The following is a 16,157-nucleotide window of genomic DNA, read 5'->3' on the forward strand; positions in this document are numbered from 1 at the left end:
TCATGCACTCCGCGAACGAAGCCCCGGCTTCCATCCCGAAGCCCCGCGGGCGCCCGCGTATTCGTTGTAGACCGCGCCCAGGATCTCGACGCCGGCGCTGCGCAGCTGGCCCGTGGCTGCGCGCATGGCCTTGAGCGAGCTGCGGTGCTGGCGCGCCACGAGCACGCACGCGCCCACCTGGCCGGCGATGATCTGCGCGTCGGCCGACAGCGTCGCCGAAGGCGTATCGACGACGAAGGCATCGATACGCTGGTCGAGTGCGTGCATCAGTTGCCGCAGGGCCAGGGTGCCCAGGATCTCGGTGGGGTTGGGCGGACGCGGTCCCCGGTCGATGACCTGCAGCAGCGGGAAGTCGGGCAGGGGCGGGCTGGCCTCGGCCTCGGCGCGGCCGGCCAGCATGGTCGACAGCCCCGTGGCCTGTTGCACGCCCAGCAGGCTGGGGCGGTCCGGCCCCCGCATGTCGGCGTCGATGTAGAGCGTGCGCAGGCCGGCCTGGGAAAAAGCGATGGCCAGGCTCGCGGCCAGGTAGCTCTTGCCTTCGCCGTCATCCGGGCTGACCACGGCGAAGGCGATCCGGCGCTGGTCGCCGAAATGCAGCGAAAGCTGGGTGCGGATTTTCCGGATGGCCTCGGCCTCGGGGCCGAAGGGCGCATGGGCGATGGACAGCATCGGCGAGACGCCGGACTGCGGCGAAGCCGAGATCGCGTAGCGGAATTGCTGGGCCAGCACGGTCCGTATCTGTTCCTCGGTCAAGAGGCCGAGCCGGATTGCCGCTTCGCCGAAGCGCAGCCCCTGTTCGGCCTGGACCGCGGCGACGCGCGTCACCTGTTCCGGCGTCAGCAGGCCGGCCTGCTGGAGCAGCTCACCCAGGCGGCCGTGGTCGTTGGAAATGGGGGGCGTCATGCTTGGGCTCCGATGGTGCCGAGCACGGGCAGTCCGAGATCGTGCGTGAGATCGTCCTCGCAGCGGACGCGGCGCAACGCCAGTTCCAGCGCCAGCGCCAGCAGCAGGCCCAGGATCAGGCCGACGGGCACGCCCAGGGCCATGGATCGCAGCAAGCCGGGGTTGGACGGGGCGCTGGGCGCTTCGGCCTGGCGCAGCACGGTCGCGCCGGGCAGGGTGATGCTGCTGGCCATCAGCAGCGAGTCGTACTTTTGCATGGCGGCGTTGTAGACCTGCTGGGCGCCCGCCAGCTGCTGGCGGTACGACGCCATCCGGTCGCGGTATTGCATCAGGTCGAAGACCTTCTTGCGCTGTTCTTCGATGGCGCTTTGCAGCGAGGCCTCCTGCAAGGCCACCCGGGAGGTGTCGCTGGCCTGGCGGTCCACCGCCGCCCGCGATTCGCGGGCCAGCTGGCCGCTCAGGTTCTGTTGCTCCTGGCGCAGGCTCTTGACCGTGGGGTGGTTGACGCCCAGCGTGGCCTGTACTTCCAGCAGCCGCTGGTTGACGGCGTTCAGGCGGTCCTTCAGCGCGTTGATGACCGGCAGGCTGCCGATCTCGGGGATCTCGTCGGGACGCATGCCGTTCCTGATCATGGCCTGCGTGGTCTGGCGCTGCGCCGCGGCCTGCTGGCGCTGGGCCTGGTATTCGGCCAGCTCGCCCTGCATCTGCCGCAGCCGCTGTTCCTCCAGGCTTTCCGAATTGGGCAGGTCGATGACGCCGGTCTCGCGCTGGTAGGCGCTGAGCTTTTCCTGGATCGCGTCCACCTGCCCGCGCAGTTGCTCGAGCTGCGCGGTGTATTGCTCGGTGCGGGAACGGGCGGCCTGGTTGGCGATCCCCTGGCTCAGGGCGATATAGGCGTCGACCACCGCCTGCGCGTGGATGCGCGCCGATTCCGCGTTCCGGTCGGTGTACGAGACTTCCAGCACGCGGCTGCCGCGTTTGTTGGCGACTTCGGTGTTCTTGATGATCCGGGTGATCAGGCCGTCGCGCGCGCGGGCCTCGCCCACCTTGCTCGCCGCTTCGCGGAAGTCGGCGCTTTCGTCCAGGTGCAGCTGGTCCACCACCTTTTCGGCGATGGCCCGGCTCTTGAGCATGTCGATCTGGGTCTGGAGATAACTGTCGTCGAGCAGCGCGGAGAAATTGCGGCCGGCGATGGGGTCGTTCTCGCGGTAATCGACGTAGATGCTGGCCGTGGCCGACCACTTGGAGGCCTGCAGCAGCGAGATCGCCGCCGTCGCCACCAGGCAGGCGGCGGTGACGGCCGCGACCAGGGGCGCGCGGGCCCGCAGCATCGCGACGATCTGCCGGACGGACAGGAGAGGAGAAGGGGCGGATGGCAAGGTCAAGTGTTTCCCTGGATGGCAGGAGGCCGGGATGCCCGGCTGGCGCCGGCGAGACGGCTGGCCGCCGAATTGTGCCATCGAAGTCCGCGGGACGGCATCCGGCGTTTATCCTTGTTTGAGGGCGGGTCCGTTCAGGCCGCCTCGAGCAACCCGTCCAGCTTGCGCGCGTCCGCGACGAACGCCCGTATGCCCTCGGCCAGCTTGTCGTTGGCCATCGCGTTCTCGTTCAGCGCGAAGCGGAAATCGGCCTCGCCCAGCGGCGCCCCGGACGGCACGGTGTTGCCGGGAGGCGTCAGTTGCCGGGGCACCCCGCCCTCGGCCGCCTGCAACTGGCCCAGCAGCTCGGGGCTGATGGTCAGCAGGTCGCATCCGGCCAGGGCCAGGATCTGTCCGGCGTTGCGGAAGCTGGCGCCCATGATCTCGGTGGGGACGCCGGCGCGCTTGTAGTGGTCGTAGATGCGCCGCACCGACTGCACGCCCGGATCGGCGCTGCCGGCATTGGCCGCCTCGTCCCAGGCCGTGCCCTGGCTTTTCTTGTGCCAGTCGTAGATGCGGCCCACGAAGGGCGAGATCAGCTGCACCCGCGCCTCGGCGCAGGCGATGGCCTGCTCCAGCGAGAACAGCAGGGTCATGTTGCAGCGCACCCCCTCGCTTTGCAGCACGCGCGCGGCCTGGATGCCTTCCCAGGTCGAGGCGATCTTGATCAGCACCCGTTCGCGGGGGATGCCGGCGGCGGCGTACAGCGCCATGATGGCGCGGGCGCGCTCGACCGTGGCACGGGGGTCGAAGGACAGGCGGGCATCCACCTCGGTGGAGACCCGGCCCGGCACGATGTCCAGGATGTCCTGGCCGAAGGCCACCAGCAGGCGGTCCATCCGCTCGGCCGTGGAAGCGCCCGCGTGGTCCCGCACCACCCGGTCCAGCAGGGGCCGGTATTCGCTCTTCTGCACCGCCTTCAGGATCAGGGACGGATTGGTCGTGGCGTCGGTGGGACGGAACGCCCGCATGGCCTCGAAGTCGCCCGTGTCGGCGACGACGGCGGAATGCTGGCGCAGGGCTTCGAGCTGATTGGACACGGTTCCTCCGTATAACAGGTTCTATAAGCTATAATTGTAAGGTTTGACGTTCAAATTTCACGTCCTCCCCTTAGCGCGTACCCCGATCCCCGCTGCTGATTCGTACAACCGCGTGCTGCAAAGTCATCTTTTGCAGCCGTAGCCGTCGAAGGCCTGGTGCCGTCACACGATTCGCCGTCCCGTGCCCGTTTTCGGTGCCCGCAGGGCGGCGGCGAGTGGCGAGTTGGCACCGCGCCAGGCCCGCGCAGGAAGCTGCGCAAGAATGGCTGACCGGGTTGTGCCGCCCGACACCTTGCGGCGCCTGTTGGCGTACCCTCGGGAGGAGGACTCCATTCGGAGATTCTCTCTTGTTGCCGTCTCTCTTTCCCGAGACTACCCCCGCAATACTGGCGCTTGCCGACGGCACGATCTTTCGTGGCACGTCCATCGGGGCGCCTGGCCATGCAGTGGGCGAGGTCGTGTTCAATACCGCCATCACAGGGTACCAGGAGATCGTTACCGATCCCAGCTACAGCCGCCAGATCGTAACGCTCACCTATCCCCACATCGGCAATACCGGCATCAACGACGAGGACCGCGAGGCCGCCAAGGTCCACGTGGCGGGCCTGGTCGTGCGCGACTACTCGCTGGTCGTGTCGAATTTCCGCTCGCAGCGTTCGCTGTCGGACTACCTCGTCCAGCAGAACGTCGTGGGCATCGCCGGCATCGACACCCGCAAGCTTACCCGCATCCTGCGCGACAAGGGCGCCCAGAACGGCTGCGTGTACGCCGGCGGCGACGAACAGGAAGCCCTGCGCCTGGCGCGCGAATTCCCCGGCATGTCGGGCCTGGACCTGGCCAAGGTCGTGTCCGTGGACAAGGCCGGCGAATGGACCGAGGGCATCTGGCGCCTTGGCGCCGGCCACGCGCCCAAGGGCGATGGCCGCTTCCACGTCGTCGCCTATGACTTCGGCGTGAAGTGGAACATCCTGCGCCTGCTGGTGGATCGCGGCTGCCGCGTCACCCTGGTGCCGGCGCAGACCCCGGCGGCCGAGGTGCTGGCCCTGAATCCCGACGGCGTGTTCCTGTCCAACGGCCCCGGCGATCCCGAGCCCTGCGACTACGCCATCGAAGCCACCCGCGCCTTCTTCGAGCGCCGGATCCCGGTGTTCGGCATCTGCCTGGGACACCAGATCATGGGCCTGGCGCTGAACGCCAAGACGCTGAAGATGAAGCTGGGCCACCACGGCGCCAACCATCCGGTCAAGGACGTCGCCACCGGCCGGGTCTTCATCACTAGCCAGAACCACGGCTTCGCCGTCGACCCCGAGACCCTGCCGGCCAATACGCGCGTCACGCATGTGTCGCTGTTCGACGGCTCGCTGCAGGGCTTCGAGCTGACCGACCGGCCGGCGTTCTGCTTCCAAGGCCATCCCGAGGCCAGCCCGGGACCCCACGACATCGTCGTCCTGTTCGATCGGTTCACCCAACTGATGCAACAGAGCAAGCAACAAGGTTAAGCCGCGTCATGCCCAAGCGTACAGATATCCAAACCATTCTCATCATCGGCGCCGGTCCGATCGTCATCGGCCAGGCGTGCGAATTCGACTACTCGGGCGCGCAGGCCTGCAAGGCGCTGAAGGCCGAGGGCTACAAGGTGATCCTGGTCAACAGCAACCCGGCCACGATCATGACGGACCCGGAAACGGCCGACGTCACCTACATCGAGCCCATCACCTGGCAGGTCGTCGAGAAAATCATCGAGAAAGAGCGCCCCGACGCGCTGCTGCCCACCATGGGCGGACAGACCGCGCTGAACTGCGCGCTGGACCTCGACAAGCACGGCGTGCTGGCCAGGTACGGCGTGGAGTTGATCGGCGCCAACGCCCATGCGATCGAGAAGGCCGAGGACCGCCAGAAGTTCAAGGACGCGATGACCAGCATCGGCCTGGAGTCGGCCAAGTCGGGCGTCGCGCACACCATGGACGAAGCCTGGGACATGCAGCGCCGCATCGCCGAGCAGACCGGCACCAGCGGCTTCCCGGTCGTGATCCGGCCCAGCTTCACGCTGGGCGGCACGGGCGGCGGCATCGCCTACAACGCCGAGGAATTCGAGACCATCTGCCGCCGCGGCCTGGAGGCCTCGCCCACCAGCGAACTTCTGATCGAGGAATCGCTGGTCGGCTGGAAGGAATTCGAGATGGAGGTCGTGCGCGACAAGGCCGACAACTGCATCATCGTCTGCTCCATCGAGAACCTGGATCCCATGGGCATCCACACCGGCGACTCGATCACGGTCGCCCCGGCGCAGACGCTGACCGACAAGGAATACCAGCTGATGCGCAACGCCTCGATCGCGGTGCTGCGCGAGATCGGCGTGGACACCGGCGGTTCGAACGTGCAGTTCGCGGTCAACCCGGCCAACGGCCGCATGATCGTGATCGAGATGAACCCGCGCGTGTCGCGGTCGTCGGCGCTGGCCTCGAAGGCCACGGGCTTCCCCATCGCCAAGGTGGCGGCCCGGCTGGCGGTCGGCTATACGCTGGACGAGCTGCGCAACGACATCACCGGCGGCGCGACGCCCGCTTCGTTCGAGCCCACCATCGACTACGTGGTCACCAAGGTGCCGCGTTTCGCGTTCGAGAAATTCCCGCAGACCGACGCCCACCTGACCACGCAGATGAAGTCCGTGGGCGAGGTGATGGCCATCGGCCGCACCTTCCAGGAGTCGTTCCAGAAGGCGCTGCGCGGCCTGGAAGTGGGCGTGGACGGCCTGAACCAGAAGACCACCGACCGCGAGCGCATCGAGGTCGAACTGGGCGAGCCCGGTCCCGAGCGCATCTGGTTCGTGGGCGATGCCTTCGCCCAGGGCTTCTCGCTCGAGGAAGTGCAGCAGCTGACCCACATCGACCCGTGGTTCCTGGCGCAGATCAAGGAAATCGTCGACATCGAGCTGGCGCTCGAGAAGAAGACGCTGGCCGATCTCGACCGCGGCACCTTCTGGAAGCTCAAGCGCAAGGGCTTCTCCGACCGCCGCCTGGCCTATCTGCTGGATACCACCGAGACCGAGGTGCGCAAGCTGCGCCACCAGTACGACGTGCGTCCGGTGTACAAGCGCGTCGACACGTGCGCGGCCGAGTTCGCCACGCATACGGCCTACATGTATTCGACCTACGAGGAAGAGTGCGAGGCCAATCCCACCGACAAGAAGAAGATCGTCGTGCTGGGCGGCGGACCGAACCGCATCGGCCAGGGCATCGAGTTCGACTATTGCTGCGTGCATGCCGCGATGGCGCTGCGCGAAGACGGGTTCGAGACCATCATGGTCAATTGCAACCCGGAAACCGTCTCGACCGACTACGACACCTCCGACCGGCTGTATTTCGAGCCGCTCACGCTGGAGGACGTGCTCGAGATCGTCGACAAGGAAAAGCCGGTCGGCATGATCGTCCAGTACGGTGGCCAGACTCCGCTGAAGCTGGCCAAGGCGCTGGAAGCCAACGGCGTGCCCATCATCGGCACCAGCCCGGAATCCATCGACATCGCCGAGGACCGCGAGCGCTTCCAGAAGCTGTTGCACAAGCTCGGCCTGCGCCAGCCGCCCAACCGCACCGCGCGCACCGAGGCCGAGGCCCTGGCGCATGCGCAGGACATCGGCTATCCGCTGGTGGTGCGTCCCAGCTACGTGCTGGGCGGCCGCGCGATGGAGATCGTGCACGAGCAGAAGGACCTCGAGCGCTACATGCGCGAAGCGGTCAAGGTCAGCAATGACTCGCCCGTGCTGCTGGACCGCTTCCTGAACGACGCCATCGAAGTCGACGTGGACTGCCTGTCTGACGGCAAGCGCGTCTTCATCGGCGGCGTGATGGAACACATCGAGCAGGCCGGCGTGCACTCGGGCGATTCCGCCTGCTGCCTGCCGCCGTACTCGCTGTCGGCCGAGCTGATCGAGGAGATCAAGCGCCAGACCGGGCTGATGGCCCGCGCGCTGAACGTGGTCGGCCTGATGAACGTGCAGTTCGCGATCCAGCAGGGCACCGTCTACGTGCTGGAAGTGAACCCGCGCGCCTCGCGTACCGCGCCCTACGTCTCGAAGGCGACGTCGCTGCCGCTGGCCAAGATCGGCGCCCGCGCGATGGCCGGCCGCTCGCTCGACGACCAGGGCCTGGGCGAGGAAATCGTGCCCAAGTACTTCTCGGTCAAGGAAGCGGTGTTCCCCTTCGTCAAGTTCCCGGGCGTGGACACCATTCTCGGCCCCGAGATGAAGTCCACCGGCGAGGTGATGGGCGTGGGCGAGAGCTTCGGCGAGGCCTTCGTGAAGTCGCAGCTCGCGGCCAGCGTGCGCCTGCCGGAAAGCGGCACCGCCTTCATCAGCGTCAAGAACGAGGACAAGGGCAAGGTCATCGCCGTCGCGCGCGGCCTGCACGGCCTGGGCTTCTCGCTGGTCGCCACGCGCGGCACGGCGGCCGCCATCGAGGCCGCCGGCATCCCGGTGAAAGTCGTCAACAAGGTCACCGAAGGCCGGCCCAACATCGTCGACATGGTCAAGAACGGCGAAGTCGCGCTGGTGATCAATACCGTGGAAGAACGCCGCAATGCGATCGCCGATTCGCGGGCCATCCGGACCTCGGCGCTGGCTTCGCGCGTCACCTACTACACGACGGTGGCGGGTGCCTGGGCGGCGGTCGAGGGCATGCAGTACATGCGCCAGGGCGCCGGCCTGCAGGTCTATTCGCTGCAGGAGCTGCACCGCTCGGTGGCCTGACGGCCGCCGGCCGGGGTGGCCCGGCTTGCCTATGATTCCAAGGGTTAACCCTTGGTTTTCAAACGGTAAAGTTTGCCCAAGGACGCTTGCTTGTTCTCGTGAGTTTTTGGACAATCACTATTGATCGCCCCGGTTCCTGATCGAGCCGGGGTTTTATTTTTCACTTTCGCCATTCCTGGCCGCGCCCACGGCGCGGCGGGCGCCAGCTTGCGCTTTCGCGGGGATGCGAAATCCAACAGACGTAAAGGAAGTACACATGGCTGCCATTCCGCTGACCTTGCGCGGGGCCGAGCGCCTGAAGCAGGAACTGCATCGATTGAAGACGGTGGAACGCCCCGCCGTGATCACCGCGATTTCCGATGCCCGCGCCCAGGGAGACCTGTCCGAGAACGCCGAATACGATGCCGCCAAGGAAAAGCAGGGCTTCATCGAAGGGCGTATCCAGGAACTCGAGGCCAAGCTGTCGAATGCGCAGGTCATCGACCCGGTCGAACTCGACGCGGACGGCCGCATCGTGTTTGGCGCGACGGTCGACCTCGAGGACCTGGAGTCCAGCGAGCGCGTCACCTACCAGGTGGTGGGCGACGACGAAGCGGACATCCGGTCCAACCTGATCTCGGTATCCAGCCCCATCGCCCGGGCGCTGATCGGCAAGTCGGTCGGCGACGTGGCCGAGGTGCAGGCGCCGTCGGGCATCCGGGAGTACGAGGTTTTGGACGTCCGGTATATCTGATTCCCCCTACGCCCTTCGGGCGCCCAGAATGGTGGGCCCCCAGCCGCTACGCGGCAGCCCCCCAAGGGGGCCGGGACCCGCCTTGGGGCGGCCCGGCGCCGGGTCCCCGGGGGGCGATGCGGGCGGACCGGCGGAGCCGGATCCACCGCATCCTGGGCTTGAGGGGGTGGGGTTCTTTTGTCCTATTTTTGTCCTGATTCAATGTGTTGGTCTGCCCTGGAGGCTGATTGATGGCTACGGTGGTGCGGCTGTTGGCGGCGCTGTGGTGTGGGGCGCTTTGGACGATCGGGCTGCTGGTGGTGCCGTTGTTGTTTTCGCAGCTCGAGCCCATGCGCGCGGCGGCGACGGCGGGGTCGTTGTTCCGGTTGCTGGCCTATGGCGGGCTGGTGGTGGCGTTGTCGATGCTGCTGCTGGACCGGTTGGGGCGCGGGTTGCCGCTGGGAGCGGCGGGGCGCCGCACCGTGCTGGTCATGGCCGTGGGAGTAGGGTTGGGGTATTTCGGCACCCGGCCCGTGATGGACTACGGGCGGGCCTTGATCGCCGCCGGCCAGGCCGTACCCGCCTGGGCGGATTTCGGGACCTGGCACGGGGTGTCGAGCGTGCTTTACTTCTTGGTGGCGGTTCTGGGTTTGCGGCTGGTGGCGGTCGTGCGTTGACCGCCCTCGGCCGGCCGGCTGCGGGCGCCGGCGCGCAGCGACAGCGCGCTGCCCGCCCGTTTTGCCGCCGGCTTGCCCGAGGCGGTCTTGCGGGCCGCGCCCAGCGTGGAGCCCAGGCCCGAGGGCCGGCGGGCCGGCGTGGTGCGCGCGGCGCCCCGGCGCGAACCGGTTTCCTCGTGGGTGGATGGCCGCTGGCGCTTGTCCGTGCCCAGGTAGCGTTCCCGGGCGGTCAGGGCGCCGTCGCCGCGCTCGGCGCGATCCTGGCGTTCCGCGCGGGTACGGGCCGGCGCCGCGGGCTTGCCGGCCACCGCCAATTTCTTGGGCAGGTGGGCTTCGTTGGCCTTGCGCGCCCCGGTGCCCAGCGTGGACACGTCCGACTTGGGCTTGCGGGCGCCCAGCAGGCCGGCGGCATCGGGATCGCGCTCGGTCGGGCGGTACAGGATGAAGACCTTGCCCAGGTGATGGACGGGCGCGCAGGAAAGCTCGCCGCAGATCTGGTAGAGCAGTTCATCCCGCGTGGCGCGGTCTTCGCCGCCGGCGCGGACCTTGATCAGGCCGTGCGCCGAGAGGTTGCGGTCGATTTCCTGCAGGACGGCTTCGCTCAGGCCCTTGTCGCCGATTAGGACGACCGGTTTGAGCGGGTGGGCAGCGGCCCGGAGGGCGCTGCGCAGTGTCGAATTGATGTCTAGGACTGGCATGGCGAGATTGTACGGGAGCCGGGCCGGCGGCGCGATGGCTCCTTTGGGTTTCGGGGGAGCGGGCCCTGGACCGCAGTATGCTCCGGATGGCGCGGCGATGCCGCATTGATTTGAATCGATACCGACCCGGATGACCGGGCAGATATGGCCAAGAACAAGTTTTCGAAGAACTGGTTGCACCAGCACATCAACGATCCCTACGTGAAGCTCGCGCAGCAGAAGGGATACCGGGCCCGGGCCGCCTTCAAGCTGACCGAGATCCTGGACACCGAGAAGCTCATGCGGCCGGGCGACGTGGTCATCGACCTCGGTTCGGCGCCCGGCAGCTGGTCCCAGGTCGCCCGCGAGCGCCTGGCCGGTCCGCAGGGTACGATACGGGGACGGATCATCGCGCTGGACCTGCTTCCCATGGAGCCGGTGGCCGGGGTGGAGTTCATCCAGGGCGATTTCCGCGAGGAAGAGGTGCTGCGCCAGCTCGAGGCCCTGCTGGGCAGCCAGCCGGTGGACCTTGTTATTTCGGACATGGCCCCCAATCTATCGGGGGTCGGTGCCGCGGACTCGGCGCGTATCCAGCATGTGTGCGATCTGGCACGGGAATTCTCGCAGGAGCATCTCAAGCCCGACGGGGCGCTGATCGTGAAGGCGTTTCACGGCAGCGGTTTTTCCCAGATCGTGCAGAGCTTCAAGCAGACTTTCCGCCGGGTGGTGGAACGCAAGCCCAAGGCGTCGCGGGACAAATCCTCCGAGACCTTTCTCGTGGGGGTGGGGCTGAAGAATCCCGGCGGCCGACAATAGTAGAATCGGACTTAGTGTCCGATCGGGCCGGGTATTTCCGGCAGGTCGACCGATCGGCAATCAAGTAGGAGATCGACCTTGAACAATATGTTCTCCAAAGTCGCGGTCTGGATGGTGATCGCATTCGTCCTGTTTACGGTCTTCAAGCAGTTCGAGGGCCGCACCCGTCCGCAGGACACCGTGTCCTACTCCCAGTTCATGGAAGAGGCCAAGGCCGGGCGCATCCAGAAAGTCGACATCCAGGGCGATGTGCTGAGCGTCACGCCTACCGACGGCCGTCCCTACAGCATCACGTCCCCCGGCGATCTCTGGCTGGTCAGCGACCTGATGAAGTACGGCGTCCAGGTGTCGGGCAAGGCCAAGGAAGAGCCCTCGCTCTTCATGAGCATCTTCGTTTCGTGGTTCCCGATGCTGCTGCTGATCGGCGTCTGGATATTCTTCATGCGCCAGATGCAGGGCGGCGGGCGCGGCGGCGCGTTCAACTTCGGCAAGTCGCGCGCGCGCATGCTGGACGAGAACTCCAACACGGTCACTTTCGCCGACGTCGCCGGCTGCGACGAGGCCAAGGAAGACGTCCAGGAACTGGTCGACTTCCTGCGCGACCCCTCGAAATTCCAGAAGCTGGGCGGCCGCATTCCGCGCGGCGTGCTGATGGTGGGCTCGCCGGGTACCGGCAAGACGCTGCTGGCGCGCGCCATCGCCGGCGAGGCCAAGGTGCCTTTCTTCAGCATCTCGGGTTCGGATTTCGTCGAAATGTTCGTCGGCGTGGGCGCGGCCCGCGTGCGCGACATGTTCGAGAACGCCAAGAAGCATGCCCCCTGCATCATCTTCATCGATGAAATCGACGCGGTCGGCCGCCAGCGCGGCGCCGGCCTGGGCGGCGGCAACGACGAGCGCGAGCAGACCCTGAACCAGATGCTGGTGGAAATGGACGGCTTCGAGACCGGCCAGGGCATCATCGTGATCGCCGCCACCAACCGGCCCGACGTGCTCGACCCGGCGCTGCTGCGCCCGGGCCGCTTCGACCGCCAGGTCGTGGTGCCGCTGCCCGACATCCGCGGCCGCGAGCAGATCCTGAAGGTCCACATGCGCAAGGTGCCGGTGTCGTCCGACGTCGACGCGACCATCCTGGCCCGCGGCACGCCGGGCTTCTCCGGCGCCGACCTGGCCAACCTGGTGAACGAGGCCGCGCTGTTCGCCGCTCGCCGCAACGGCCGCACGGTGGACATGCTGGATTTCGAGAAGGCCAAGGACAAGATCATCATGGGCGCCGAGCGCCGCTCCATCGTCATGCCCGAGGAAGAGCGCCGCAACACCGCCTACCACGAGTCCGGCCACGCCATCGTCGCCAAGATGCTGCCCAAGACCGATCCGGTGCACAAGGTCACGATCATCCCGCGCGGCCGCGCGCTGGGCGTGACCATGCAGTTGCCCGAGGGCGACCGCTACAGCATGGACAAGGACCGCATGCTGAACACCATCGCGGTGTTGTTCGGCGGCCGCATCGCCGAAGAGGTCTTCATGAACCAGATGACCACCGGCGCCTCGAACGACTTCGAGCGGGCGACCCAGATCGCGCGCGACATGGTCACCCGCTACGGCATGACCGACTCGCTGGGCCCCATGGTCTATGCCGAGAACGAAGGCGAGGTGTTCCTGGGCCGCAGCATCACCAAGACGACCCAGGTCTCCGAGGCGACCATGCAGAAGGTCGACGGCGAGATCCGCCGCATCATCGACGAACAGTACGCGGTGGCGCGCAAGATCCTGGAGGACAACCGCGACAAGGTCGAGGTCATGACCCGCGCGCTGCTCGAATGGGAAACCATCGATGCCGACCAGATCAACGACATCATCGACGGACGTCCGCCGCGGCCGCCGAAGGCCTCGGATTCGGCCGGCGCGCCGCCCAACACGCCGCCCAGCACCGGCGGCGTCGCGCAGAACGCGACGGCCCCGGCGTAGGGGTACCCCCCCCTACGCGCTTCGCGCGCCCCCCCCAGGGGGGCGGCACTGGCGGACCGGCGGAGCCGGATCCGCTGTGCCCTGGGGGACCAACCGGCTGGTGGAGGGCGGCGTTTTGCCGCCCTTTGTTGTTTTATGGCGTAAGCATGCATGCAGGATTCCGTGCCAATTCATTCTGATACGCCGCCTCGGCTTCAGTGCGGTCGTTTTTCTCTTGAGTTTTCCCGGCCGCTGGTCATGGGGATCATCAACGTCACGCCGGATTCGTTTTCCGATGGAGGGAAGAATCTGGCGCTGGATGCGGGGATCGCGCATGCGCGGCAGTTGGTCGCGGAAGGGGCCGACATGCTGGATATCGGCGGCGAGTCGACGCGGCCGGGGGCGGCGCCGGTGGCGTTGGGGGACGAACTGGCCCGGTTGCTGCCGTTGATCGAGGCGCTGCGGGAGTGCGGGGTGCCGCTGTCGGTCGATACCTTCAAGCCGGCGGTGATGCGGGCGGTGCTGGACGCGGGCGCCGACATGATCAACGACATCTACGGTTTCCGGCAGCCGGGCGCGATCGAGGCGGTGGCGCGAGGGGCGAGCGGCTTGTGCCTGATGCACATGCAGGGCGAGCCGCGCACCATGCAGCAGGCGCCGGCCTACGGCGACGTGGTCGGCGAGGTGGCCGCTTTCCTGCGCGAGCATGCGCAGCGCCTGCTGGCGGCGGGGGTGGAGCGCGAGCGGATCTGCCTGGATCCGGGATTCGGCTTTGGCAAGACCACCGCCCACAATTACCAGCTCATGCGTAGTTTGCCCACTATCGGTGCGCTGGGATATCCGCTACTAATCGGGGTGTCCCGCAAGACCATGATCGGGGCGGTGACCGGCAAGCCCGTGGGGGAACGGGTGGCCGGCAGCGTCGCGGCGGCCCTGGCCGCGGTGGACCGGGGGGCGGCCATCGTCCGCGTCCACGACGTCGCGGCCACGGTGGACGCCCTGAAGGTCTGGCAAGCGGTACGGGCCTGGGACGAATGATGGCCGTGCGCTTTTCGCGCGGACAAGAACAACAAGCAGGGGGCCATCCACGATGGTTGGACGACGCAAGTATTTCGGTACCGACGGCATTCGGGGCAAGGTCGGTTCAAAGGTCATCAACGCGGAATTCGCGCTGCGCCTGGGATATGCGGCGGGACGCGTCCTGACGGCGGAGCATCGCGACGGGGGGCGGCCGGTCGTCCTGATCGGGAAGGACACGCGCATCTCCGGCTACATGCTGGAATCGGCGCTCGAGGCGGGGCTGTCCGCGGCGGGCATCGACGTCCTCCTGGCCGGGCCCATGCCCACCCCGGCCATCGCCTACCTGACCCGGGCGCTGCGCCTGTCGGCCGGCATCGTGATCAGCGCTTCGCACAATCCCTATTTCGACAACGGCATCAAGTTCTTTTCGGCCACCGGCATGAAGCTGGCGGACGAGGTCGAACTGCGCATCGAGGCCGAACTGGGCGAGCCGGTCGGGTGCGTGTCGTCCGGCAAACTGGGCCGCGCCAAGCGCCTGACGGACGCGGCGGGCCGCTACATCGAGTTCTGCAAGAGCGGTTTCCCCAACGACCTCGACCTGGCCGACATGCGGCTGGTGATCGACGCCGCCCATGGCGCGGCCTACCACGTGGCGCCCGCGGTGTTCGAGGAACTGGGCGCCACCGTGAGCTGCATAGGCTGCGCGCCCAACGGGATGAACATCAACGACGGCGTCGGCGCCACCCACCTGGACGCGCTGGCCGAGGCGGTGCAGGCGCAGAAGGCCGACCTGGGCATCGCGCTGGACGGCGATGCCGACCGCGTGCTGATGGTCGATGGCGACGGTAGGCGATACAACGGCGACGAGTTGCTGTATGCCATCGTGACGGATCGCCTGCTGGCCGGGCCGGTGGCGGGCGTGGTCGGTACGCAGATGACCAATCTTGCCTTCGAACACCGGATGCGCGACCTGGACGTGCCGTTCGCGCGGGCCGCCGTGGGCGACCGCTACGTGCTGGCGATGCTGCGCAAGAAGGGCTGGCTGTACGGCGGCGAAAGTTCCGGCCATGTGTTGTGCCTGGATCGCCATACCACCGGGGACGGCACCATGGCCGCGCTCCAGGTGCTGGCGGCGATGCGCCGCCAGGGCAAGTCGCTGGCCGGGTTGCTGGAGCCGCTGCGGCTGTATCCTCAGAAGCTGGTCAACGTGCCGCTTGCGCCGGGCGTGGACTGGCACGGGCATGCCGGCCTGGCCCAGGCCAGGGAAGAGGTCGAACGGCGGCTGGATGGGCAGGGGCGGGTGCTGATCCGCGCCTCGGGCACCGAGCCCAAGCTGCGCCTGATGGTCGAGGCGGCCGACGAAGCGCTGGTCGACGACTGCCTGGCCCTCCTGTCCGCCAGCCTGGCCTAGCTTCGGCGGCGCCGCGACCCTGTCAAGCCCCAGTCATGCCCCGCGGGCACAATCGGGAACTTCGATTATGACCATGCAAGCATCGTCCATGAACCTGATTCTCTGGCGCCACGCCGAGGCCGAGGACGGCCCGAACGACCTGCAGCGCGCCCTGACGCGGCGCGGGCACAAGCAGGCCGAGGCCGTCGCCGCGTGGCTCCGGGCCCATGCTCCGTCCGACCTGATGGTCATGGCCAGCCCCGCGGTGCGCACGCGCCAGACCGCCGATGCGCTGGGCTGCGACTACACCGTCGTGCCCGAATTGGCACCCGAGGCCTCGCCGGCCCATGTACTGGCCGCCACCGGCTGGCCCCTGTCGCCGCGCTCGGTCCTGGTCGTGGGCCACCAGCCCACGCTGGGCCGCGTGGCCAGCACCCTGCTGGCCGGCGACGACCTGCCCTGGAGCCTGAAGAAGGGCGGCCTGTGGTGGCTGGCCCGCCGCCAGCGCGACGAAGACTTCCAGGTCGTGATCCGCGCCGTCATCAATCCCGAGTTTGTCTAGGGGGAAGCCCACCCCCTACGCCCTTCGGGCGCCCCCTCGAGGGGGCGAAACCCGCGGACCGGCAAAGCCGGATCCGCGGTTTCCTGGGTCTAGGGGAAGTATCTTGGACTGAAGCAAGGGTGCTACCGCTGGCAGCCAGCGATAGCACCGGTGCCGCCCCCAAGAAGCAGGTACTAGGCCCAGGATGCGGTGGATCCGGCTCCGCCGGTCCACCCGCATCGCCCCCTTGAGGGGGAGCGGCCAAAGGCCGCTCG

Annotated in this window: 13 protein-coding genes; 9 read left to right on the top strand and 4 right to left on the bottom strand. The window is 67.5% G+C overall.

The features are described from left to right. The 3 genes from EV675_RS25745 to tal all read right to left on the bottom strand — a co-directional run bounded on the left by EV675_RS25745 (position 1) and on the right by tal (position 3,361). Positions 1–903: a polysaccharide biosynthesis tyrosine autokinase gene (locus EV675_RS25745; RefSeq protein ID WP_130361304.1), complete on the bottom strand. Its 903-nt coding sequence runs from the start codon at positions 901–903 to the stop codon at positions 1–3. Beyond that, a complete protein-coding gene (locus EV675_RS25750; RefSeq protein ID WP_165404779.1) occupies positions 900–2,288 on the bottom strand; it encodes a GumC family protein in 1,389 nt (462 codons plus the stop codon). Before EV675_RS25750 ends, EV675_RS25745 begins: the two co-directional genes overlap by 4 nt. Before the next feature lie 128 nt (positions 2,289–2,416). Continuing rightward, on the bottom strand, positions 2,417–3,361 hold the full coding sequence (gene tal / locus EV675_RS25755) for a transaldolase (protein WP_130361308.1): 945 nt from the start codon (positions 3,359–3,361) through the stop codon (positions 2,417–2,419). Positions 3,362–3,708: 347 nt separating this feature from the next. Here tal and carA point away from each other — a divergent pair, with 347 nt between their 5' ends. The 4 genes from carA (at position 3,709) to EV675_RS25775 (ending at position 9,494) form a co-directional block, all read left to right on the top strand. Next, a complete protein-coding gene (gene carA, locus EV675_RS25760) occupies positions 3,709–4,860 on the top strand; it encodes a glutamine-hydrolyzing carbamoyl-phosphate synthase small subunit (RefSeq protein ID WP_130361310.1) in 1,152 nt (383 codons plus the stop codon). A gap of 8 nt (positions 4,861–4,868) precedes the next feature. Further along, complete coding sequence (gene carB, locus EV675_RS25765; RefSeq protein WP_130361312.1) at positions 4,869–8,105, top strand: carbamoyl-phosphate synthase large subunit; 3,237 nt, start codon at positions 4,869–4,871, stop codon at positions 8,103–8,105. A 256-nt stretch (positions 8,106–8,361) separates the two neighbouring features. Beyond that, positions 8,362–8,838, top strand: a complete 477-nt coding sequence (gene greA / locus EV675_RS25770; RefSeq protein ID WP_130361314.1) for a transcription elongation factor GreA — start codon at positions 8,362–8,364, stop codon at positions 8,836–8,838. A gap of 230 nt (positions 8,839–9,068) precedes the next feature. Continuing rightward, positions 9,069–9,494 carry a DUF4149 domain-containing protein gene (locus EV675_RS25775; RefSeq protein WP_242621634.1) on the top strand — a complete coding sequence of 142 codons (426 nt, stop codon included), beginning with the start codon at positions 9,069–9,071 and terminating at the stop codon, positions 9,492–9,494. On the opposite strand, the gene EV675_RS25780 is transcribed toward EV675_RS25775, so the two are convergent. Next, positions 9,443–10,192: a YhbY family RNA-binding protein gene (locus EV675_RS25780; RefSeq protein WP_130361318.1), complete on the bottom strand. Its 750-nt coding sequence runs from the start codon at positions 10,190–10,192 to the stop codon at positions 9,443–9,445. The two genes, EV675_RS25775 and EV675_RS25780, sit on opposite strands and share 52 nt — an antisense overlap. A 144-nt stretch (positions 10,193–10,336) precedes the next feature. Between EV675_RS25780 and EV675_RS25785 the strand changes: the two genes are divergently transcribed. The 5 genes from EV675_RS25785 (at position 10,337) to EV675_RS25805 (ending at position 15,903) form a co-directional block, all read left to right on the top strand. Next, entirely contained in the window at positions 10,337–10,987 is a 651-nt protein-coding gene (locus tag EV675_RS25785; protein WP_124690438.1) for an RlmE family RNA methyltransferase, read from the top strand. 78 nt (positions 10,988–11,065) lie between these two features. Then, positions 11,066–12,952 carry an ATP-dependent zinc metalloprotease FtsH gene (gene ftsH, locus EV675_RS25790; protein ID WP_130361320.1) on the top strand — a complete coding sequence of 629 codons (1,887 nt, stop codon included), beginning with the start codon at positions 11,066–11,068 and terminating at the stop codon, positions 12,950–12,952. Between the two features lie 150 nt (positions 12,953–13,102). Continuing rightward, on the top strand, positions 13,103–13,969 hold the full coding sequence (folP, locus tag EV675_RS25795; RefSeq protein ID WP_130361322.1) for a dihydropteroate synthase: 867 nt from the start codon (positions 13,103–13,105) through the stop codon (positions 13,967–13,969). A 52-nt stretch (positions 13,970–14,021) separates the two neighbouring features. Beyond that, the gene (gene glmM, locus EV675_RS25800) at positions 14,022–15,362 is read left to right on the top strand and encodes a phosphoglucosamine mutase (RefSeq protein WP_130361324.1); all 1,341 of its coding nucleotides are present in this window, start codon (positions 14,022–14,024) and stop codon (positions 15,360–15,362) included. An 88-nt stretch (positions 15,363–15,450) separates the two neighbouring features. Beyond that, positions 15,451–15,903 carry a SixA phosphatase family protein gene (locus EV675_RS25805; RefSeq protein WP_130361944.1) on the top strand — a complete coding sequence of 151 codons (453 nt, stop codon included), beginning with the start codon at positions 15,451–15,453 and terminating at the stop codon, positions 15,901–15,903. Positions 15,904–16,157: the final 254 nt, after the last annotated feature.

Source organism: Pigmentiphaga kullae (genome assembly GCF_004216695.1).
GTDB lineage: Bacteria > Pseudomonadota > Gammaproteobacteria > Burkholderiales > Burkholderiaceae_B > Pigmentiphaga > Pigmentiphaga kullae.